Source organism: Rhodospirillaceae bacterium (genome assembly GCA_016712715.1).
Taxonomy (GTDB): Bacteria; Pseudomonadota; Alphaproteobacteria; order Dongiales; family Dongiaceae; genus Dongia.
Genome location: JADJQM010000001.1, coordinates 1,966,956 through 1,987,713, shown reverse-complemented (window position 1 = coordinate 1,987,713; position 20,758 = coordinate 1,966,956). Strand labels below are relative to the sequence as shown.

Genomic DNA, 20,758 nt, shown 5'->3' with positions numbered 1-20,758 from the left:
TAGACAAGGGCGCCTGCCGCCTTTGTATCGAGACATTGCAGGCCGCATGACCGTCATGCGGCCAAGGGCAATTGTGCGGCGCTGTGCCGGGGCCTAGCTTCCTTCCTTTCCGGGGAAGGGACGCATCATGCCCGTCTGGGCGCTTTATCTGCTCGTGGTCGCCATCTGGGGTTCCTCCTGGTACGGAATCGAACAGCAGCTCGGCGTGGTGGCGCCGCAGGTGTCGCTGGCCTATCGCTTCCTGTTGTCGGCCGTCATCCTCATCGCCTTCTGCATCCTGACGCGCCGCTCCCTGCGCTTTCCCGCGCGCGCGGTCGGCATCATGGCGGTGCAGGGTTTCTGCCTGTTCTGCGCCAACTACATCCTCTTTTATTTCGCCGGCATGCATCTGGTGAGCGGGCTGCTGGCGGTCTGCTTCTCGACCATGTCGGTCATGAACATCCTCAACCTCGCCTTGTTCTTCCGCCAGCGCATCGACCGGCGCGCGCTCCTGGCGGCCATGATCGGCCTCGTTGGCCTGTGCCTGGTGTTCTATCCGGAGTTCGAGCAAAGCGGCCTTGGGACCGATCCGGCCTGGGGTCTCTGCCTCTCCTTGCTGGCAACCTATCTCGCCTCGCTGGGCAACATGGTCTCGGTCCGGCTGAAGACGCTGGCCGTGCCGGTGGTCGAATCCAACACCATCGGCATGAGCTTCGGCGCGCTCTTCTGCATTGCCTTCGCCCTCCTGGCCGGCGCCAGCTTCACCTATGATCCGCGGCCGGCCTATACCGTGTCGCTTATCGGCCTTGCCCTTTTTGCGACCGTCATCGGCTTCGGCTGCTACCTCACTTTGGTGCAGCGGATCGGGGCGGCGCGGGCGGCCTATACCAGCGTCGTCTTCCCGGTGGTGGCGCTGACGCTCTCCACGCTGCTCGAAGGCTATGCCTGGTCACCCCTAGCCGGGCTGGGCTTTGCTTTGGTACTGTCCGGCAACCTTCTGGTGCTGATGCGTCCGCGCGACGCGGTGCCTGCCGGCTTCTCCTCCCCGCGACCATCCTGAGAGTTCCCCGACCATGAGCGTCCGTTCATTTGAGATCCGCCCCGCCATTGAAAATCTCCAGGATTCGCAGATCGTCGATGTCTGGAAAATGGGCTTCACCGTCCCCGACGTGGTGGGCCTGTGGGTGGGCGAGGGCGATCTGCCGACCACCAAATTCATCTGCGACGCGGCGGCCGAGGCGCTCAGGGAAGGCAAGACCTTCTATACCTACAAGCGCGGCATCCCCGAACTGCGCCAGGCGCTCATCGACTATCACCGCCGCCTCTACAATGTTGAGCTGACCGAGGACCGCATCGCCGTCACCTCCAGCGGCATGAACGCGATGATGCTGATCGTGCAGTCGCTGATCGGTGCCGGCGACAATATGGTCTGTGTGACCCCGGTCTGGCCCAACATCTTCCGCGCGGTCGAGATCATGGGCGGCGAGCCGCGCCAGGTCGCCATGACAGGCGAGGGCGACGGTTGGCATCTCGATCTCGACAAGCTGTTCGCGGCCTGCGACGGGCGCACCCGCGCCGTCTATGTGGCGACGCCCGGTAATCCCACCGGCTGGGTGATGCCCGAGGAACAGCGCCGGGCACTCCTCGATTTCTGCCGCAAGCGCCGCATCGCGCTCATCGCCGACGAGGTCTACAACCGCCTCATCTACAACAAGCCGGTGGCGCCCTCCTTCCTCGAACTGGCCACGCCGGACGATCCGGTCTTCGTCGTCAACAGCTTCTCCAAGACCTGGGCCATGACCGGCTGGCGGATGGGCTGGATGGTGATGCCGCGATCGGCGCTGACACAGATCGAGCGGCTGATCGAGTTCAACACCTCGGGCGGCCAGCCCTTCCTGCAGGCGGCCTGTGTCAAGGCGATCGCGGAGGGCGAGGATTGGGTCAAATGGATGGTCGACCGCTGTCGACAGGGCCGCGACCTAGTGCTGGAACGGCTCTCCGGCATGAACCGGGTCCGCGTCATCCCGGCCGACGCCTCCTTCTATCTCATGCTGCAGGTCGAGGAACTCGGCAAGGAGCCGGGCGCCGCCCTCGATTTCTGCAAGCGCCTGGTGGTCGAGGGCAAGGTGGGCCTTGCCCCCGGAACCGCCTTCGGTGCCGGCGGCGAAGGCTATCTGCGTCTCTGCTATGCCCAGTCCAATGACCGCCTGTCCGTGGCGATGGACCGTTTCGAGGCCTTCCTGAGGAAGGCCTAAACGCGCTTCAGAGAGTTCCCCTCACCGCAACCCCTCTACCCGGTGGGGCGAGGGGCTAATTGCCGAGACTCGCTAGAAACTCCCTCGCCCCGCCCCGTCGGCAAATGCCGACATTCGTCGGCAGGGCGGGGAGAGGGTCGGGGTGAGGGGTGTCTTCCGGCGATTCGAGGGTTAACGCCGGCCAATCACAGGCCTCTCTCACGCGGAATTGTCTATTTGACGCCTGTATCGCGGCTACCCAAGCCAGAATTCCTTATGCTAGTCTTTGGCCGTAGCCGATCCACCCCCGTATAACGGTCGACGCAAGAACGACCCGCGGGGAAGGCAGGGATGCCGGTAATCGGAGTCATCAACTTTGACCAGGGAACTATCATGAAAAAGAGCTTGTTTGGGAGCCTCGTCGCCGGTGCAGTCTTGGCGGTCATGGCCGTCAGCGCCCAGGCGCAGGACAAGGTTTACAAGGTCGGCATGGACCAGACCGACTACCCGCCCTTCGCCACCAAGGACACCAGCGGCAAGTGGACCGGCTGGGAAGTCGACCTCGCCATGGCCGTGTGCGAATCCCAGGGCATGAAGTGCGAACTGACGCCCACCGCCTGGGACGGCATCATCCCGGCGCTGCAGGAAGGCAAGATCGATTTCATCTTCGCCTCGATGACGATCAACGAAGATCGCAAGCAGCAGGTCGATTTCACGCATTTCTACTATGACTCGACCACCATCATCATCGGTCCGAAGGCGGATGCGACCAAGATCGATTTCGACAATCCGGAATCGATGAAGGGCAAAGTGATGGGCGCGCAGAACGCCACCATTCACTCGAAGTTCCTGCAGGCCCGCTTCGGCTCCGCCGCGGAAATCAAGACCTATGACGGTCTCGATACCGCATTGGCCGATCTCGGTGCCGGCCGCCTCGATTACGTGCAGGAAGGCCGCTCGACCATGGCCCCGTTCCTGGCTTCGGAAGCCGGCCAGGCTTACGAGGAAAAGGCCGTCGTCCCGGCCGATCCGATCATGGGTGAGGGTGTCGGTGCCGCCGTCCGCAAGGGCGATACGGAAACCCTCGACAAGCTCAACGCCGGCATCAAGGCCGTCGTCACCAGCGGCAAGTATGACGAGATCACCAAGAAGTATCCGGAACTCACCGGCATGCTGGTTGTGCCGACCTTCTGATCTGCGGAAGTCTGCGTGACAAAACCGCCCGGCTGCAGAGCCGGGCGGTTTTTTCTTTACCCACCCCGATCGGCAGCCGCCATTGCAGTGTTGCCGCTCCCGGTGGTGGAGGGTACGATCCACCCATGAATGAGCCGGGTAAACCCGGCCGGCAGGGGTAGTTCTAGGGGCTTTTCGAGGGGACTGGCATTGGCTGAACCGCAATCCTTATGGATGAGCCTCGCCTGGGGCGATGCTGGCTATGGCGACGAGTTCGTGTATGGCGCGTGCATCACCTTGTCGATCTCGGTCTGCGGCTATGCGATCGCCCTGGTGATCGGCATGATGGGCGCCTGGGCCAAGCTCTGTAACGTCAAGGCACTGAACCGCGCCGGCGAGGTTTACACGACCATCGTGCGGTCGATTCCCGAACTCCTGCTCATCATCCTGATCTATTACACGGGCACCTCGGCGCTCACCAAGCTTCTGGTTGCGCTGCATCTCGCCGACGAGGGGCTCGAGATCAACCCTTTCGCAGCCGTCATCTCGGCGCTGGGCCTCATCTACGGCGCCTATCTGACGGACGTCCTGCGTGGCGGTATCCAGGCGGTGCCGAAGGGACAGATCGAGGCGGCGAAGGCCTATGGCATGCACGCACCCATGCGCTTCGTGCGCATCATTTTTCCGCAGATGATCCGCTTTGCCATTCCGGGATTGGGCAATCAATGGCTCAACATCACCAAGGACAGCGCCCTGGTGAGCGTCGTCGCGGCAGTCGGTGAGGTTCTTTCGGTGGGAAAGGGCGCGGCGACCTCAACAAAGCACTTCATGTTCTATTTCGGCGTGACGGGGCTCGTGTTCATGGCGTTGTCGGCCGGCTCTCTCTTCTTCTTCAGCTACTTGGAAAAGCGCGCCAATCGCGGCGTCCGGCGCGTATAGGGCGGGGGAGAGAACCATGAAGTTCGATGTCATCTACATGATCACCGTGGTGATGCCCCAGCTTATCTGGGTCGTCCCGCTGACGCTATTCTTGACCATCACATCCAGTGTCATCGGCAATCTGCTCGCCGTACCAGTCGCATTGGCCCGCTTGTCGCCCAACCCGATTCTGTGGATGCCGGCGCGGCTCTTTATTTTTACGATGCGGGGCACGCCGCTGCTCATCCAGCTCTATTTCATCTATTACGGCCTCGGCCAGTATATTCCAGGCTGGATGATGCGGGAGTTCACCTTCCTGCGTGATGGCATCTGGTATGCCATCTTCGCCTTCAGCATCAACACGGCGGGCTATACCGGCGAGATCCTGCGCGGTGCGATCCGGGCCGTGCCCTTCGGCGAAATCGAGGCGGCGCGCGCCTTCGGCATGAACCGGTTCCAGGTCTTCTGGCGTATCACGCTGCCGCGGGCCATTCGCATCTGTCTGCCGGCCATGAGTACAGAAACGATCCTGCTGCTGAAAGCCACGTCGCTTGCCTCGCTGGTCACCGTCTATGAAGTCATGGGCATGGCGACCACGATCCGCGTCGAGACCTACCGTGTCTTTGATACGCTCATCGGTGCGGCCATCGTGTATTTCACCATCGTCTATGGCCTGACACGCGTCCTGAACTGGCTCGAGCGCCGGCTCAACAAGGACCGCCTGGCCATGCCCAGCTCCACCAAGGCGGTCATCCAGGCGTGAAGCGAACGCCGCTTGCCCTCTCGCTGGCGGCTCTGCTGATCGGTGGCGCCGGCTATGGCGCCTACTGGCACTATGTGGCTGGCCAACTTGATGCCGGCATCGCCGATTGGGCCGCGCAGCAGCGGACGCTGGGGCATGAGATCGCCTTTGAATCCGATCCGATCTCGGGCTTTCCCCTGGCTTTCCGCACCGAGTTCCGCGCCGTCTCCCTGATTTGGCACCTGCCCGCGGGCGATGTCTCGGTCGTGGGCGAGCGGCTGCATGCGGTGATGCGCCCCTGGAACCTGCAGGCGATCGAGATCACCAGCGACCAGACGGTCACGGCCACCCTCGACGACGGCAGCGGCCGCCAGCAACAGGCGCGCCTTGGCCAGGGAACCGCCGATCTTGCCCTCCATGCCACCGGCCAGATGCGCTCCCTGTCGCTCGCCGCGGCGGGCGTCGGGCTGGAGACCGTGCACGGCGGCTATGAGGCTGAGACGCTCAACGCGAAGATCGATCTGCCGGCCGAGATGCCGGCCGATTATCACCAGCCTTTGGTCGGCTTTGACCTGGCCCTCTCGGCCTTGCGCCTGCCGGCGGGCCAGCGTGCCTTGACCTCGGGGCCGATCGAAAGCGCCGCCGCCACTGGTGCCGTCATGGGTCCGGTACCGTTCGCGACCAGCCCGCACGAGGCCCTCTCCGGCTGGGCGCGCGCCGGCGGGATCGTGGAATTGAAGAGCTTCACTTTCGCCCAAGCGCCGTTGACCCTGGCCGGCGCCGGCACGCTGACCCTGGACGAGGCGCTGCAGCCCTTGGGCGCGCTCACCATCCACGCGCAAGGTCTTGGCGAGACTATCGTCCTCCTGGAGCGCGACGGGATGATCGACGCCCAATCCGCCAAGACCGCCGGCATGATGGCAAAGGGCCTCGCCAAGCCCGATGAGGCGGGGCATCAAGTGGTGAGCGTCAGCCTCAGCCTGCAGCAGGGCTATCTGTGGCTGGGCCCGGTCAAGCTCGCTTCCCTGCCGGTGCTGGGCTGGTAGAAAAAAGCCCCGCTCGTTTGAGCGGGGCTTTTCATTCGAACGACTGAAAGTCCCCTCACCCCAACCCCTCTCCCCGTAAGAACGGGGCGAGGGGCTTAGAGTCGAGCTCGGTCGAAACCCCCTCGCCCCGCTTGCGGGGAGAGGGTCGGGGTGAGGGGGCTTCTCGCTTTGCAGAACCAGAGCGATCAGCGCCGGACGCGGAAGTTCTCGAACTGCCAGGGATCGCTCTGGTCGAGGTTCTTTTCCTTGAACAGCACGTTGCGATCCTTGAGCGGCGTCCAGTCGGTGAAGCAGCCGACCACGGGGCCGAGATAGGGCCGGCAGATGTCGATGATGTAATCATGATCGATCTGCTCCGGCTCCACGACACCCTCATTGGGATGCTCGATGAGCCAGATGGCGCCGGCCAGAACCGGCGAGGCGATCTGCGGCGAGGTGGCGTTGTATTCCGGCCCCATGACGCGGCGCGCTTCCTCGACCGAGAGCTGCGAGCCGTACCAATAGGCGCCGAAATCGCCCATCAGCAGCACGCCCAACTCGTCGATGCCGGTGACGATCTCTTCGCCCAGCAGGCGGACATCGTTCTGCATGGTGAAGTTCTTTTCCTGGAACTCACGCACCGAGAGGACGGCATCGTCGCAGGGGTGATAGGCATAATGCACGGTCGGGCGATAGGCGGCCTTGCCCTTTTCCATCACGGTGAAGTAGTCGGCCGTGGTGATCGATTCACCATGGGTGATGAGATAGGCGATCATCGGCCCGCCATGGGGCGTCCAGGAACGCACCTCGGTGGTGCAACCCGGCTGCTGCAGGTAGATCGCGGCCTTGCTGCCGACCTTATGCTCGACGGCATTCTCCGGCAGCTTCTTCTCATGGGTACCCCAGCCGAGCTCGGCCGGCTGGCAGCCTTCGCCGACGAAGCCGGGGATCGACCAGGTGTTGACGAACTCGCCCGGCATCTTGGGGACGTCGGTGACCTGCTGGTCATGCTCGGCGACATGAATCGTCTTCACGCCGCAATCGCGCATGAGCTTGGCCCATTCCTCGCGCGATTTGGGCTTCGATGTCTTCAGCCCGCGCATGCGCGCGATGTCGAGCAGGGCCCGCTTGATGAAATGCGTGACGAGGCCCGGATTGGCGCCATGGGTGAGCAGGGCCGAGGGGCCGTTCTTGGGAAATTTCTTGGCGGCTTCCAGGGCGCGGTGACGCAGGAAATAATTGGTCCGCTGTTCTTCCGGAATGGCCGTGTTGTCGTAGTAGTTCGCCCAGGGCTCGATGCAGGTGTCTTCATAGAGCACGCCCTGCTTCTGGCACCAGGTGATGAGCGCCAATGAATCGACCTCGACCGACAGATTGATCAGGAGATCGCCCTTCGAGAGATGCTTCGCGAGGACCTTGGTGTAGTTGCCTTCATGCAGAGGCTCGACGATGTAGGTGACACCCTTCTCAATGAAGCGCGCGGCGTCTTCGCTATGATCATGACCATCGATCACCGTGACGCGGCTCAAAGGCATGTCAAAATGACGCTCGATCAGCGGCATCGTGCACCGGCCGACCGAGCCATAACCAATCATTACAATACGGCCCTTATAGGGAAACTTTGCCATCATCTACCTCATGTCCAGAAAAGCGGTCAGTATGCTGCAGGATCTGCGCAGCCAGCTTTGCTCTGACGAGCGCCGCAAACGCGGGATTGTCGACCGAAAAGCCCCGAACCTCGGCGCTTAAGGGAAATCCCCTGGACTCGCAAGTGAATTTTGTCAGGCGGCCGGAATCGACGGAATTTCGACCGGAATCCAGCGTTAATTCTACGATTTATGCAGCCGGTCGAACTCGCCCAGTTCATGGGCGATCGAGCGCTCGACGAGGTCGCGGTAGATGGGTTCGATGAAGGCCGGAGCCATGCCGGCCTGGGCGGCGCTCGCGCGCACCTTGGCAATCACATCCTCGATGCGGGGTTCGTCGCGCACGGCGTCACGGCTGGCCTTGATGCGCGCCGCCTCGCCGATGAAATGCAGCCGGTCAGCCAGCAGCGTCACGATCTCGCGGTCGAGGGCGTCGATCGCCTCGCGCACCTCAACCATGTCCCGGCAGGTCTTGCGGCGCATGCTCACGCCTGCTTGGCGTCGATGATGGCGCGGCGGACGGCACGGGTGCGGCTGAAGACCTCGAACAGCTTGTCGCCGTCGCCCCAGCGGATCGCGCGCTGCATGGCGGTGAGATCCTCGGTGAAGCGGCCGAGAATTTCCAGCACCGCTTCGCGGTTGTTGAGAAAGATGTCGCGCCACATGGTGGGGTCCGACGCGGCGATGCGCGTGAAGTCGCGGAAGCCCGTGGCGGAGAACTTGATGACTTCCGACTGGGTCGAGGTCTCTAACTGCGTTGCCGTGTCGACGATCGTGTAGGCGATGAGGTGCGGCAGATGCGAGGTGATGGCCAGCACCTGGTCGTGATGGCCGGGTTCCATCACCTCGACCATCGAGCCCATGCCGGACCAGAGCGCCTTCAGTCTTTCGGTCGCCGTCGGATCGGTGCCGGGAACAGGTGTGACGATCGCCCAGCGGCCCTTGAAGAGTTCGGCAAAGCCCGCACGGGGGCCGGAATGCTCGGTGCCGGCAAGCGGGTGGCCGGGGATGAAATGGACGCCCTCCGGTACGTGGGGACCAAGATCGCGGATGACCGCCTGCTTGACCGAGCCCACATCAGTGAGGATGGTGCCAGCTTTGAGATGCGGGGCCAGGGCCGGCCCGAGATCGGCGTAGGCGCCGATGGGGGTCGCCACGATGACGAGGTCGGCATTCGCGACGGCGCCGGCCAGCGTCTCCGCGATCCGGCCGAGTTTCAGTTCGGCCGCCGTGGCGCGGGCCTCGGCGCTGGCGTCGAAGATGGCGATCTCGGCGGCCAGCTTCTCGGCCGCGATGGCGCGCGCCAGCGACGAGCCGATGAGGCCGATGCCGATGATGGCGACCCGATCAAAGAGGGGAGCACTGGTCATTGTGTGGCCGCACCCTGGACAAAATCATTGAGCGCCGTGGCGCAGGCCTTCACGGCTGCTTCCTCGGCAATGGTGATGCGCAGGCAATCGGGCAGGCCATAGGCGCCCATCTTGCGCACCAGGATGCGGCGGCTTTTGAGGAATTTCTCGGCCGCATCGGCATTGAGCTTCGGGTCGGTCGGAAAGCGCACCAGCAGGAAGTTGCCGACGCTGGGATAGGGATGGAGCCCGATGCGCTTCACTTCCGAGACGAACCAGGGCAGCCAGTAATCGTTATGCGCCTTGGAGCGCTTGACGTGATCGGCATCGGCCAAGCCCGCGATGCCGGCGATCTGGGCGGGGGCCGCCACGTTGAACACACCACGAATACGGTTGAGCACCTCCATGATGCTCTTATGCCCATAGGCCCAGCCGAGGCGCAGCGCCGCCAGGCCATAGATCTTGGAGAAGGTGCGCGACATGATGACATTGTCATGCGCCTTCACCAGTTCGGCGCCGTCCGTGTAATCCGGCTTGTCGACATATTCGGCATAGGCCGCGTCGATGACGAGGAGCACATTGTCCGGCAGGCCGTCGCGCAGGCGCTTCATCTCGGCGGCCGGGATATAGCTGCCGGTGGGGTTGTTCGGGTTGGCGACGAAGCAGATCTTGGTCTTCGGCGTCACCGCGGCCAGCAGCGCATCGACATCGGTGGTGAGGTCCTTTTCCGGCGCCGTCACCGGCGTCGCCCCCACCGACTGCGCGGCAATGGGATAGATGAGGAAGCCGTGGCGCGAATAGAGCACCTCGTCGCCGGGGCCGGCATAGGCGCGCGTGATCAGCACCAGGATATCGTCGGAACCGGTGCCGCAGATGATCTCCTCCGCCTTGCCGCCCACGTCCTGCGCCAGCGCGCTGCGCAAGGCATGGCTGCCGCCATCGGGATAACGATGGAGCTCGGCGGCACCCTTGGCATAGGCGTCCATGGCAAGGCGGCTGGCACCTAGCGCGCTTTCATTGGACGACATCTTGTAGATCGGACCCGAGCCCGGCAGATCATGCTCGCCCGGCACATAGGCGGCGATGTCGAGGATTCCGGGACGAACGGTAAGTGACATTTTTTGCTCCCAGGCGACCGGCGCCCGTTTCAGTGGCCAGAGGTTCAGTGGCCGTTTGGCTCGTCGGTGAGCTCGGCCTTGGTCAGGGGTTCGGCATAGGAGCCGATCGTGTGCAGCTTCGCATTCTTGCCAAGGCCGCTGGCGACCAGGGTGAGGCGCGGATCGTCCTCGGCCACATAGCCTGCGACCTCGATGAGGTTGAGGTCCGGGCCTAACTGGTCGCGCCCGCCATGGATGAAGCTGGTTTCGAGACCGACGCCGGCCAGGGCCTGGCGCAGGGTCGAGCGGCTGACCGGTTCCGGCGCCTCCAGCACAATGAGCGAGTGGTCGCGGTCGGTGGGTTCGGTGGGTGTCCGGCCGACCACCAGGGCCTGGAGGTCGGGGTTGCGCTGGTTGCCGGGATCGCCGAAGGGCAGGCGGCCGATGACATGCGGGAGCTGGGCCGAGCCCATCAGGCGTCGCCACCAGGGATCCTTGTCATCCTCGCGCGGGAAGGGCAGGACGGCGACCGTGGCCGAGCCATCCATCACGGCGGAGAGGGCCCGGTCGACACGGCTGAAGGTGAGGATCTTGACCCGGCTGCCGTAATGGTCGCGGGCGAGGTCCCAGAAGCCCGGATGCGCCTGCGGGGCATAGACCGCGACGGCGAAGGGGCCTTCGACCTGGAGGAGGGCCGAGATCATTTCGCGCCACATGCGCACGATCACGGCCTTGGGCAGCTTGCCCTTATGCCGCGCGATGAGGCGGCGCAGGATCTTGGCTTCGCGGGCCGGGCGGATGAATTTCGATCCTTCGGCCGGTGAATCGCCGCTGACCGGCTGGCGCGCGGCCTTTGCCGCCCCCACCGCGACGGCGAGTTCCGTGCGTTGCATGAGCAGATCGTGCAGCTGGTCGTCGATCGCGTCGATCTTGTGCCGCAGCTGGACTAGCTCATCCCCGATGCCATCCGACCCCTGCATGTCCCCTAAACCACTTCCAAGAGCTGAAAACGGCCTTGCCAACGGTCATCCTGACGGGGCCCGGCCGCGGCCAAGTGATAGCCGCCAAGCGCCCGAAAAGCAAAGAAAACCTTGGGAGAAGTCCTCGACAGGGCGACCTGTGCCCGGTTTCCAGGCCCCGAGCCTGGAGGTCCGGACAGGGCTCGATTTGCCGACCAGGGGCATGTCCCGCGGCCGACCGACCGGGGGCGTGCCGCCGCCCCCGCGGACCCTACTGGCCGATCTTCTCGATCTCGAAGGGCGTCGTCTGATAGATCTCGTTGATCCAGTTCGAGAAGAAGAGATGGGCGTGCGGGCGCCAGCGGTTGAGCGGCGCTTGGGTGGCATCGTCGGCCGGGAAATAGTCGTGCGGCAGCTTGATGGGCACTTGGGCCGCGACATCGCGCGCATACTCGTCGCCCAGCGACGTCGCGTCATATTCCATGTGATCGAGCACATGAAGACGGCGCGTGCCGCGACTCTGGGCGATGCAGACGCCCTTCTCGTCGGAATAGGCCAGCACCTCGACATCCGGGCAGGCCGCCACATCGGCCGTCCTGATTTCGGCCCAGCGCGAGATCGGGATCACGAAGTCATCCGAGAAGCCGATGAGGTAGGGCGATGACGGGGTCATGATCTTCTGGCGGTAGACGCCGAATGCCTTTTCCGGGAGTTGATGCTTCGGCACGCCATGGAAATGGTAAAGGGCCGCCATGGCACCCCAGCAGACATTGATCGTCGAATGGGCGTTGGTTGTGGTCCAGTCGAAGATCTGCTGCATCTCCGGCCAATAGGTCACGTCTTCATAGGGGATCGTCTCGACCGGCGTGCCGGTGATGATGAATCCGTCGAATTTGCGATGCCGCGCATCCTCCCAGGTCTGGTAGAATGTCCGCAGATGGTCCTCCGCCGTGTTCTTGGAGGCGTGGTTGCCGATGCGGACCAGGGAAAGATCGATCTGCAAGGGGGTGGCGCCGAGCAGGCGCGCGATCTGCAGCTCGGTCTTGATCTTGTTCGGCATCAGATTCAAGAGGCCGATCTGCAACGGGCGGATATCCTGGCGGATCGCCGCGGTTTCAGTCATCACGCGCACGCCCTCGTTCTGGAGGGCCTGGAAGGCGGGGAGCTTGTCGGCAATCTTGATCGGCATCTGCGGTCACCCAATTTCAGCGAATGGCTCGCTCTGGGGTCCGCTGCCTTGAGATTCCAGTCTTGAAAATCCCGGGCGGCCCTTTAGCGAGTTGTTTTACGTGGCTGCAAGCCGGCCGGCCAAATCACCACGGAATGGCTCTATTTAACCGAACCGGCACCCAAGCTACAATACGATTCAGCATGCGTTGCGGGCCGCCCAGGGCGGCGGTTCAGGCATTTCGTGGGGCATTTTGCCGCAGAATACGGGCGAATGTGCCGGGGATTGCGCGTGCCGATAACCAAGGGGAGCCTCGATGACTGAGACCTATGCCATTCTCGCCATCATGCTGGCGATGCTGATCGGGGCCATCAGTCCCGGCCCCAGTTTCCTGCTGGTGGCGCGCATCTCGCTCTCGCAATCCCGCGCGCATGGCCTCGCCTCAGCGCTGGGCATGGGGGTGGGCGGCATGATCCTCGCGACCCTCGCCGTCATTGGCCTCCAGGCACTGTTCATGCAGGTCGACTGGCTCTATATGGCCTTCAAGATCGGGGGCGGTGCCTATCTCGTCTATCTGGGCTTTTTGCTGTGGCGCGGGGCGAAGCAGCCCTTGCAGGCAGAAGCGGCAAATCCATCGCGCAGCGGTGTATTCCGCACCTTCCTCCTGGCGCTGGCCACACAGCTCAGCAATCCCAAGACGGTGATCTTCTATTCCAGCGTCTTTGCGGCCCTGCTGCCCGCTCATCCGTCGACGCTGGCAATCGTGACCCTGCCGTTCCTGCTGTTCCTGATCGAAGGCGGCTGGTACAGCGCGGTCGCGCTGGCCTTTTCAACGCACAAGCCGCGCGCCGCCTATCTGCGGATGAAGAGCTGGATCGACCGCCTCGCCGGTGCCGTGATGGCGGGTCTGGGTCTGCGGCTCATCTTCAGTACGGGCAAGATCTGAACCTAAGAGAGCCCCTCACCCCAACCCTCTCCCCGCAAGCGGGGCGAGGGAGTTTCTAGCGAGTTCAGCGTCTTGCCCCTCGCCCCATGAAATGGGGAGAGGGGTTGGGGTGAGGGGCGGTTGGTAGAGGCCGATTCTCAGTCCAGCAAGCTCCGCAGCGCGCGGTTGGCGACGGCCAGCATGGCGAGTTCGAGCTTGCCGACCTGGCGCAGATCGTTGAACAGGGATTCGGCGCGCGGCAAGGCGGCGGAACGGCCCGCCCGCCAGCCGGCGATGGCGTCCGGTCCGGTCAGGGCCAGATCGTTGGCCAGCACCGCAGTGGTGAGGTCGCGCTGATGCGTGTTGAGATCATCGACGATCGCAAACACAGCAAGGCGCTGCCAATGGCTGTCGCCGATCAGCCCCTTGGCCCCGGCCCGCAGCCAGTCGATGTTGAACTGGTCGCCGATGGCAAAGTAAGTGGCGGCCACGTCCTCGACCTTGATCTTGGTCTGCGCCGCGATGCGCACGACATCGAGGGTCGTGCCGATGCTGGCCAGTTGCGAGATGCGGCGCGCCAACGCCTCCGGCACGCCCGCCGACATGAGGGCGCCGGCGCGCTTGGTGTTGGCGGCCTGGTCGGCCGGCGACAGGATCTTCGCGAGGACAGCTTCGATGGCGATGATGCCGGGTTCCGTCGCGGCGATATTGCCGGCGATGTCGAGCGGATGCTCGCCATTGCGCAGGAACCAGAGTGTCGCGGCTTCCGCCAGCCGGTTGATCTCGATCAGCATCGAGGTCTGGACGCTGGCCGAGACCTTGTTGTCGAGGGCCTGGATGCCGGTCCACAGGTCGCGGAGCTTGAAGGCGCCGCGGGTGATGGCATAGGCCCTGGCGATGGCCGAGGCGCTCTGCCCGGTCTTTTCCTTGGTCACATGCAGGAAGGTCGCCCCCATGCGGTTGACCAGGGAGTTGGTGACGACGCTGACGATGATCTCGCGCCGCAACCGGTGCTTCTGAATGAGCGGCTTGTAGCCCTCGCGCAGCTGCTTCGGAAAATAGGAGACGAGATCGTCGGCCAATTGCGGATCGTCGGGCAGATCCGACGGCAGCAATTCGTCATAGAGCGCGTTCTTGGAATAGGCGAGCAGGACGGCGCTTTCCGAGCGGCTGAGGCCGATGCGCTGCGTCAGGCGATGGCGCATGATCTCGTCATCGGGCAGGAATTCGATCGCGCGGTCGAGCTGGCCATTGCGCTCCAGGGCCCGCATGAAGCGGCCCTGCTGGTCGAGGAGGGTATAGCTCTGCGCTTCCGCGACCGACAATGCCTGGCTCTGCAGGTAATTGTCGCGCAGCACCAGCGTGCCCACCTCATCGGTCATCTCAGCCAGCAGCTTGTCGCGCTGCTTCATGGTGAGATCGCCGCCGGCAACCGCCTCGTTGATCAGAATCTTGATATTAACCTCGTGATCCGAGGTGTCGACGCCGGCCGAATTGTCGACCGCGTCGGTGTTGAGGCGTCGGCCCGCCAGGGCCGCCTCGACGCGGCCACGCTGGGTGCAGCCCAGATTGGCGCCTTCGCCGATAACCCGGCAGCGCAGTTCCGCGGCATTGACGCGGGTCGCATCATTGGCGCGGTCGCCGACATCGGCATGGGTCTCGTCCGAAGCCTTGACATAGGTGCCGATGCCGCCGAACCAGAGCAGGTCGACTTCCGCCTTCAGCAGGATGTGGATGAGTTCGTTCGGCGTCACCTGGTCCTTCTCAAGGCCGAAGCGCTGTTTCACTTCCGCGCTGAGTTTGATCGATTTCGCCTTGCGCTCGAACACGCCGCCGCCCGCCGAGATCAGCTCGGGATTGTAGTCGTTCCACCCCGAGCGCGGCAGGTTGAAGAGGCGCTGCCGCTCGGCAAAGCTCGCTTTCAAGTCCGGATTGGGATCGAGGAAGATGTGCATGTGGTTGAAGGCCGCGACCAGCTTGGTGTGCGGGGAGAGCAGCATGCCGTTGCCGAACACGTCGCCAGACATGTCGCCGACACCCACACAGGTGAAGTCGACGCTCTGGATATCGTGGTCGAGCTCGCGGAAATGCCGCTTCACGCATTCCCAGGCACCGCGCGCGGTGATGCCCATCTTCTTGTGGTCATAACCGGCCGAACCACCTGACGCACATGCATCGTCCAGCCAGAAGCCATAGTCGCGCGAGACCGAATTGGCGATGTCGGAGAAGGTGGCGGTGCCCTTGTCGGCCGCCACCACCAGGTAGGGATCGTCGCCGTCATGGCGCACGACCTGGGCGGGCGCCTTCACCTTGCCGCCCACCAGATTGTCGGTGATGTCGAGGAGGCCGCGCATCAAGGTCTTGTAGCAATGCACCACTTCGGCCATCACGGCGTCGCGGTCGCCCTGCACGGGCCGCTTGACCACGAAGCCGCCCTTGGAGCCCACCGGCACGATGACGGCGTTCTTCACCATCTGCGCCTTCATCAGGCCCAGCACCTCGGTGCGGAAATCCTCGCGCCGGTCCGACCAACGGATGCCGCCGCGGGCCACCTTGCCACCGCGCAAATGGATGGCCTCGGCGCGCGGCGAATAGACGAACACCTCGACCAGGGGCCGCGGCAACGGCAGTTCCTCGATCTTCGCGGAATCCAGCTTGAACGAGATGTATTCCTTGGGGCCGCCATCGGCCGCCGGCTGGTAGAAATTGGTGCGCAGGGTGCACAGCACGGCGTTGAGATAGCGCCGCAGGATGCGGTCCTCGTCCAGATTGACGACGCGGTCGAGCTTGCCGTTGATCTTCTCGATGATCATGGCAGCCTTCGCGTCGCGATCGCCCGTGAAGGCCGGGTCGGTCCGGGTATGGAACAGGCGCACGATGTTGCGGGTGATGGTCGGGTTGGCGTTGAGGGTCGCTTCCATGTAGTCCTGGCTGAAAGCGATCGCGGCCTGGCGCAGGTACTTGCAATAGGCGCGCACCAGCATGATATCGCGCCAGCCGAGGCCGGCCGTGATGACCAGGCGGTTGAACCCGTCATCCTCCATCTGCCCGCCCCAGATCTTGGCATAGGCTTCGTGGAACTTGTCGCGGATCGCGGTGATGTCGACCTCGCCGCCATCGGCCGTCACCATGATGAAGGCATGGATCCAGACCGGCTGCTCCTGGCCGACCGGCCGGACGTCGAACGGATTCTCGCTGATCACCTTCAGGCCGAAATTCTCCAGCGAGGGGAGCACGGTCGAAAGTGCGATCTTCTCGCCGGATTTGTAGAGCTTGAGATGGAGTTCATTGCCGGCGGCTTCGATCGGCCGGTAGAGGTTGATCGCGGTCTTGTTTTCGGCCAGCGCCTCTTCGATGCGGTCGATGTCGCTTACCGCCGCATGGGCGTTGAAATAGTCCTCGAAGCCGATCGGGAAGGCGTCGCCATAGCGGCGCAGGAGGCTGAGGCCCTCGGCCTCGCCCTTGGCTTCGATCAGCGCCTCCTTCAGATGGTCGCTCCAGGAACGGCAGGCATCGGCCACCAGCAGTTCCAGCTCCTTGACGTCGTAGCTGGGAATTTCGCCGGGCATGGTCGCGATGATGATATGGACGCGTGCCAGCGGGCTTTCCGTCAGATGAACATAGAAATTCGACAGGCGGCCGTTGAACGCCTTGCACAGGATGCCCTGGATGCGGTGGCGCAGTTCCGTGCTCAGCCAGTCGCGCGGCAGATAGACGAAGCAGGAGAGGAAGCGTTCGTAAGGATCGCGGCGGATGAAGAGGGCAACGCGCTGGCGGTCCTGCAGGTTGAGAATGCCGAGCGCCGTCTCCAGCAATTCATCGGCATTGATCTGGAACAGCTCGTCGCGCGGATAGGTTTCGAGGATATGCGCCAGCGCCTTGCCGTCATGGCTCTGCGGGCTGAAGCCGGCGCGCTTGGCGACGGTCTCGACCTTCTCGCGCAGCAGCGGGATTTCCCAGGGCGAGCGGTTATAGGCGACCGACGTGAACAGGCCGGCAAACAGATGCTCGCCGACGACCTCGCCCTTGTCGTTGAAGATCTTGAGGCCGAACGTGTCGAGATGGACGTTCCGGTGCACGGTCGAGCGCAGATTGGCCTTGGTGACCAGGACCAGCTTCGGCTGGGTGAGGAAGCTGCGGACATCCGGCGGCAGGGCGTCGAGGTTGCGCATGCCCTCGAAGACGCGCACATCGGCATCGCGCAGCACACCCAGTCCGGCATCCTTGTTGATGTGATAGGTGACGCTGTCCTTGGCGCCGGCAAAAGTGTATTCGCGGTAGCCGAGGAAGGTGAAGTGATCGTCGTTGATCCAGCGCAGGAAATTGACCACTTCGGCAACTTCTTCGGCCGGCAGCGGCAGCTTGCGCTTCGAGGTCTCTTCGATGTCGGCGGCGAGGCGCGCCCGCATCTTCTGCCAATCCTCGACCGCGAGGCGCACGTCGCGCAGCACGATGTCGATGCGGTCCTTGATGGCATCCAGCTGTTCCTGGGTCGCCACCTGGTTGACGCGCAGCTGCATGATCGATTCCGGCTTGCCGTCAGCAGCGCCGATCGCGGTCAACTGGCCCTTGGCATCGCGCGTCGTGCGCACGATCGGGTGAATGACGAGATGGACGCCAAGCTCCTGCCGGTTCATCTCGGCGGTCAGCGAATCCACCAGGAACGGCATGTCGTCATTGACGATCTCGACCACCGTGTGCGGCGAGCGCCAGCCATGTTCGTCGATATGCGGGTTGAAGACGCGGACCTTGGCCTGGGTCGGCAGGCGAACTTGCGCGAAATTGGCCAGCGAGACGGCGGCGCTGAACAGATCCTCCGGGCTTTCCCCGGCAATGTCGGCTTGCGGCACATTGGCGTAGAACGCCCGGATGAAGGCGTCGACCTGCGGCGCTCGCTTGCGCTCGATTCTCTCGCCAACAAAGCGCACGACTTCATCGATAAGCTGGGTCTTCAGCTTTTCCGCTCGCATGATACTCGATCCCCGATGACAGTTAATGGAGGTTACTTATTGTTATTTTTGATGATTCTAGCCCAAGCCAGCTGAAAGCGCCAATCTGGCACTTGCCCGGAAAGGGCCGTCGAAGCGGCGCCTAGACAGCGCAAATTGCAGGTTTTTATCGCTCATTGGCCTAATGGAACATGTTTTGGTAAAGAAAATTTAAACTATACGGCGTCATTCTCGGAGAAATGGGGGTGCGGGGTTGCTTGGGGCCGATATGCGCACCGAAAGGAGCATGACATGCTGATGGACGAAGTCCGCGGCGAAGCGTTTCTGCGCAAACTGCCGCAAGATGTGCGTGACAGCCTGACACCGGCGCAGTCGCAGGCGATCAGTCGCGTGGCACAGGGTACCATTCAACGGCGCCAACCGATCGACCTGCGCGCCTCGATCCCGCTGCTTTTCGGCGAACGCGCCTATCTGGTGTTCCTGATCGGCAAGGAGAAGCGCTCGACCGCGCGCCGCAAGCTGGAACAGCAATTGCGGCCGACCGACCGGCTGAGCCAGATTGTCGTCTTCGGGCTGGGCCTGGCGGCCTTCACCTTGGCGGCCTTCATCGCCTTGCTGTTCCATAACGCGGTCCTGGCACCCTGAAGGATCGCGCGATCGAACTGGCTGTCACCGTGCGGATCATTCTGTTCGCCTTGCCTCTGCTGCTGGCGGTCTCGGTCGCCGCGGCTGACACCAAGAAACTGCCACCGCTCCCGAAGATCGGCATCGAGGGCAAGGACGACCGCACGCGGGTCGATTCCAGGACCTGGCCCTGGATCGCCATCGGCCGCATCAATCTTGAAGGCCGCGGTCATTGCACGGGAACGCTGATCGCCCCGGACAAGGTCCTCACGGCCGCGCATTGCCTCTACAATGCCACCGACGCCCGCTGGGGTATTCCGCTGGAAACACATTTCGTCCCAGGTTATGACCGCGGCAGCTATGCCGGCCATTCACGCGGCAAGCGTTTCATTTTCGACCCGGCCTACGATCCGACGCAGCGCCTGACACCGCGCGGCATGGCGCATGACTGGGTCGTGGTGGAACTGGAAAAGAGCCTCGACGTCAAGCCGATCCCGCTGGCGCAGATCGATTGGCCCGGCCTGCAGAAGATTGGTGCCGCCGGCGAGATGAGCAATGCCGGCTACAGCAGCGATTGGCCCGAAATCGTGATGCGGCATGCCGGTTGCAGGGCCGAGAAAATCATCGCCGAATCCGATCTCGTGCTGCACGATTGCGATGCGACCTTCGGCGCCTCCGGCGGCCCGCTGCTGCGCATCAAGAAGAATGGCGAGGTCGAGGTGGTCGGCGTCCAGAGCGGCGGCCTCAAGGCGAACGGGCAGGAATTCGGAACCGCCGTGCCGGTCTGGACGTTCAGGCCGTCCGTTCTGCCCTAGCGACAAAGCGCAGCATCAGATAGCCGGCGATGGCCGAGGCGAATGAGCCCGTGAGCACGCCGAGCCGGACTTCGCCTGCCAAAGCGGGGTCCGGAAAGGCGAGGCCGCCGATGAACAGCGACATGGTGAAGCCGATGCCGGTGAGGAGCGCCACGCCATAGAGTTCCGACCAGCTGGCACCGCTGGGCCTGCGGCACAGGCCGAGGGAGACTCCTGCCCAGACCGCCAGCAGCACGCCGACCTGCTTGCCGAGGAAGAGGCCGAGCGCAACGCCCAGCGTCAGGCTGTGGGTCAGCGATTGCAGCGACAGCTCCGATAGGTTCACCCCGGCATTGGCAAAGGCGAAAATCGGCATCACGCCGAAACTGACCCAGGATGAAGCCCATGCTCGGCCCGGCGCAGGGGCGAGTGTTCCGGATCGCCCGCACCGCGATAGGGAATGAACAGCGCCACGGCGACCCCGGCCAGGGTGGCATGCACCCCGATTTCAGCACACAGACCCAGATGAAGATGCCGATGAGGACATAGGGCGTGATGTTGCGGACGCCGCTGCGGTTGAGGATCAGCAGGCCAACGCCGCCGGCACAGGCGAGGCCCAGGGAGAGCAGCGACAGATCGGCGGTATAGAAGATGGCGATGATGATGATGGCGCCCAGATCGTCGATGATGGCCAGCGCCAGCAGGAAGATCTTCAGGCTGGGTGGCACGCGGGAACCCAGCAGGGTGAGGACCGCGAGCGCAAAGGCGATGTCGGTCGCGGCCGCAATGGCCCAGCCGCCGAGATATTCGGGCGCCTCGCGGTTGATGAGGAAAAAGACCAGCGCCGGGACGGCCATGCCGCCCAGGGCGGCGATGCCGGGGAGCGCCGCCTGGGACGGGGTCGAGAGTTCGCCGCCCACGACCTCGCGCTTGATCTCCAGCCCCACCAGGAAGAAGAACACCGCCATCAGCCCGTCATTGATCCACAGCAGCAGCGGCTTCACCAGGCCCAAGGGCCCCAGCGTCACGCCGAGCGGCATTTCCAGGACGCCGCGATAGTAGGGCGCCAGGAACGTGTTGTCGCACAGCATGGCGAATATGGCGGCCACCAGCAGGATCATGCCGCCGGTCGATTCAAGCTGCAGGAACTGGCGCAGGGCATTCATCGGGTTGGGG

General features: G+C 63.6%; 16 protein-coding genes, 1 pseudogene and 1 riboswitch. Of the genes and pseudogenes, 9 read left to right on the top strand and 8 right to left on the bottom strand.

What is annotated here, in order from left to right:
• Positions 1-127: 127 nt before the first annotated feature.
• The 6 genes from IPK59_09630 to IPK59_09605 all read left to right on the top strand — a co-directional run bounded on the left by IPK59_09630 (position 128) and on the right by IPK59_09605 (position 6,092).
• Positions 128-1,039 (top strand): DMT family transporter, encoded by a 912-nt coding sequence (locus tag IPK59_09630; GenBank protein ID MBK8158998.1) that lies wholly within the window; start codon positions 128-130, stop codon positions 1,037-1,039.
• A gap of 13 nt (positions 1,040-1,052) precedes the next feature.
• A complete protein-coding gene (locus tag IPK59_09625) occupies positions 1,053-2,234 on the top strand; it encodes a pyridoxal phosphate-dependent aminotransferase (protein MBK8158997.1) in 1,182 nt (393 codons plus the stop codon).
• A 372-nt stretch (positions 2,235-2,606) separates the two neighbouring features.
• Positions 2,607-3,407, top strand: a complete 801-nt coding sequence (locus IPK59_09620; protein MBK8158996.1) for a transporter substrate-binding domain-containing protein — start codon at positions 2,607-2,609, stop codon at positions 3,405-3,407.
• Between the two features lie 189 nt (positions 3,408-3,596).
• Positions 3,597-4,325 carry an ABC transporter permease subunit gene (locus tag IPK59_09615; protein ID MBK8158995.1) on the top strand — a complete coding sequence of 243 codons (729 nt, stop codon included), beginning with the start codon at positions 3,597-3,599 and terminating at the stop codon, positions 4,323-4,325.
• 37 nt (positions 4,326-4,362) lie between these two features.
• Positions 4,363-5,067: an ABC transporter permease subunit gene (locus IPK59_09610; protein ID MBK8158994.1), complete on the top strand. Its 705-nt coding sequence runs from the start codon at positions 4,363-4,365 to the stop codon at positions 5,065-5,067.
• Positions 5,064-6,092: a DUF2125 domain-containing protein gene (locus IPK59_09605; GenBank protein ID MBK8158993.1), complete on the top strand. Its 1,029-nt coding sequence runs from the start codon at positions 5,064-5,066 to the stop codon at positions 6,090-6,092. The genes IPK59_09610 and IPK59_09605 overlap by 4 nt, the downstream gene beginning before the upstream one ends.
• Before the next feature lie 185 nt (positions 6,093-6,277).
• Here IPK59_09605 and IPK59_09600 read toward each other — a convergent pair whose 3' ends face one another.
• The 6 genes from IPK59_09600 to IPK59_09575 form a co-directional block, all read right to left on the bottom strand.
• On the bottom strand, positions 6,278-7,699 hold the full coding sequence (locus tag IPK59_09600; GenBank protein MBK8158992.1) for a homospermidine synthase: 1,422 nt from the start codon (positions 7,697-7,699) through the stop codon (positions 6,278-6,280).
• Positions 7,700-7,900: 201 nt separating this feature from the next.
• Positions 7,901-8,200, bottom strand: a complete 300-nt coding sequence (locus IPK59_09595; protein ID MBK8158991.1) for a chorismate mutase — start codon at positions 8,198-8,200, stop codon at positions 7,901-7,903.
• 2 nt (positions 8,201-8,202) lie between these two features.
• Entirely contained in the window at positions 8,203-9,087 is an 885-nt protein-coding gene (locus tag IPK59_09590; GenBank protein MBK8158990.1) for a prephenate/arogenate dehydrogenase family protein, read from the bottom strand.
• Positions 9,084-10,184, bottom strand: coding sequence for a histidinol-phosphate transaminase (locus tag IPK59_09585; protein MBK8158989.1), 1,101 nt, complete (start codon positions 10,182-10,184; stop codon positions 9,084-9,086). The genes IPK59_09590 and IPK59_09585 overlap by 4 nt, the downstream gene beginning before the upstream one ends.
• Positions 10,185-10,228: 44 nt before the next feature.
• Positions 10,229-11,143, bottom strand: a complete 915-nt coding sequence (gene pheA, locus IPK59_09580) for a chorismate mutase (protein MBK8158988.1) — start codon at positions 11,141-11,143, stop codon at positions 10,229-10,231.
• Between the two features lie 250 nt (positions 11,144-11,393).
• Positions 11,394-12,311 carry a homoserine O-succinyltransferase gene (locus IPK59_09575; protein ID MBK8158987.1) on the bottom strand — a complete coding sequence of 306 codons (918 nt, stop codon included), beginning with the start codon at positions 12,309-12,311 and terminating at the stop codon, positions 11,394-11,396.
• A gap of 63 nt (positions 12,312-12,374) precedes the next feature.
• A riboswitch (SAM riboswitch) is annotated at positions 12,375-12,452 on the bottom strand.
• A gap of 154 nt (positions 12,453-12,606) precedes the next feature.
• On the opposite strand from IPK59_09575, the gene IPK59_09570 reads away from it, so the two are divergent.
• Complete coding sequence (locus tag IPK59_09570) at positions 12,607-13,236, top strand: LysE family transporter (protein MBK8158986.1); 630 nt, start codon at positions 12,607-12,609, stop codon at positions 13,234-13,236.
• Between the two features lie 137 nt (positions 13,237-13,373).
• On the opposite strand, the gene IPK59_09565 is transcribed toward IPK59_09570, so the two are convergent.
• Positions 13,374-18,185: an NAD-glutamate dehydrogenase gene (locus IPK59_09565; GenBank protein ID MBK8158985.1), complete on the bottom strand. Its 4,812-nt coding sequence runs from the start codon at positions 18,183-18,185 to the stop codon at positions 13,374-13,376.
• 270 nt (positions 18,186-18,455) lie between these two features.
• Here IPK59_09565 and IPK59_09560 point away from each other — a divergent pair, with 270 nt between their 5' ends.
• Together IPK59_09560 and IPK59_09555 are read left to right on the top strand one after the other, a co-directional pair.
• On the top strand, positions 18,456-18,809 hold the full coding sequence (locus IPK59_09560; GenBank protein ID MBK8158984.1) for a hypothetical protein: 354 nt from the start codon (positions 18,456-18,458) through the stop codon (positions 18,807-18,809).
• 29 nt (positions 18,810-18,838) lie between these two features.
• Positions 18,839-19,603 carry a trypsin-like serine protease gene (locus tag IPK59_09555; GenBank protein ID MBK8158983.1) on the top strand — a complete coding sequence of 255 codons (765 nt, stop codon included), beginning with the start codon at positions 18,839-18,841 and terminating at the stop codon, positions 19,601-19,603.
• On the opposite strand, the pseudogene nhaA reads toward IPK59_09555, so the two are convergent.
• Positions 19,581-20,748: pseudogene (gene nhaA, locus IPK59_09550) on the bottom strand (Na+/H+ antiporter NhaA). The gene IPK59_09555 and the pseudogene nhaA sit on opposite strands and share 23 nt — an antisense overlap.
• Positions 20,749-20,758 lie beyond the last annotated feature (10 nt).

What these genes read in the sequence shown, in the direction of transcription:
- IPK59_09630 (MBK8158998.1), top strand. Translation starts at nt 128, where the DNA reads ATGCCCGTCTGGGCGCTTTATCTGCTCGTGGTCGCCATCTGGGGTTCC.
- IPK59_09625 (MBK8158997.1), top strand. Translation starts at nt 1,053, where the DNA reads ATGAGCGTCCGTTCATTTGAGATCCGCCCCGCCATTGAAAATCTCCAG.
- IPK59_09620 (MBK8158996.1), top strand. Translation starts at nt 2,607, where the DNA reads ATGAAAAAGAGCTTGTTTGGGAGCCTCGTCGCCGGTGCAGTCTTGGCG.
- IPK59_09610 (MBK8158994.1), top strand. Translation starts at nt 4,363, where the DNA reads ATGATCACCGTGGTGATGCCCCAGCTTATCTGGGTCGTCCCGCTGACG.
- IPK59_09600 (MBK8158992.1), bottom strand. Translation starts at nt 7,699, where the DNA reads ATGGCAAAGTTTCCCTATAAGGGCCGTATTGTAATGATTGGTTATGGC.
- IPK59_09595 (MBK8158991.1), bottom strand. Translation starts at nt 8,200, where the DNA reads ATGCGCCGCAAGACCTGCCGGGACATGGTTGAGGTGCGCGAGGCGATC.
- IPK59_09590 (MBK8158990.1), bottom strand. Translation starts at nt 9,087, where the DNA reads ATGACCAGTGCTCCCCTCTTTGATCGGGTCGCCATCATCGGCATCGGC.
- IPK59_09585 (MBK8158989.1), bottom strand. Translation starts at nt 10,184, where the DNA reads ATGTCACTTACCGTTCGTCCCGGAATCCTCGACATCGCCGCCTATGTG.
- pheA (MBK8158988.1), bottom strand. Translation starts at nt 11,143, where the DNA reads ATGCAGGGGTCGGATGGCATCGGGGATGAGCTAGTCCAGCTGCGGCAC.
- IPK59_09575 (MBK8158987.1), bottom strand. Translation starts at nt 12,311, where the DNA reads ATGCCGATCAAGATTGCCGACAAGCTCCCCGCCTTCCAGGCCCTCCAG.
- IPK59_09570 (MBK8158986.1), top strand. Translation starts at nt 12,607, where the DNA reads ATGACTGAGACCTATGCCATTCTCGCCATCATGCTGGCGATGCTGATC.
- IPK59_09565 (MBK8158985.1), bottom strand. Translation starts at nt 18,185, where the DNA reads ATGCGAGCGGAAAAGCTGAAGACCCAGCTTATCGATGAAGTCGTGCGC.
- IPK59_09560 (MBK8158984.1), top strand. Translation starts at nt 18,456, where the DNA reads ATGCTGATGGACGAAGTCCGCGGCGAAGCGTTTCTGCGCAAACTGCCG.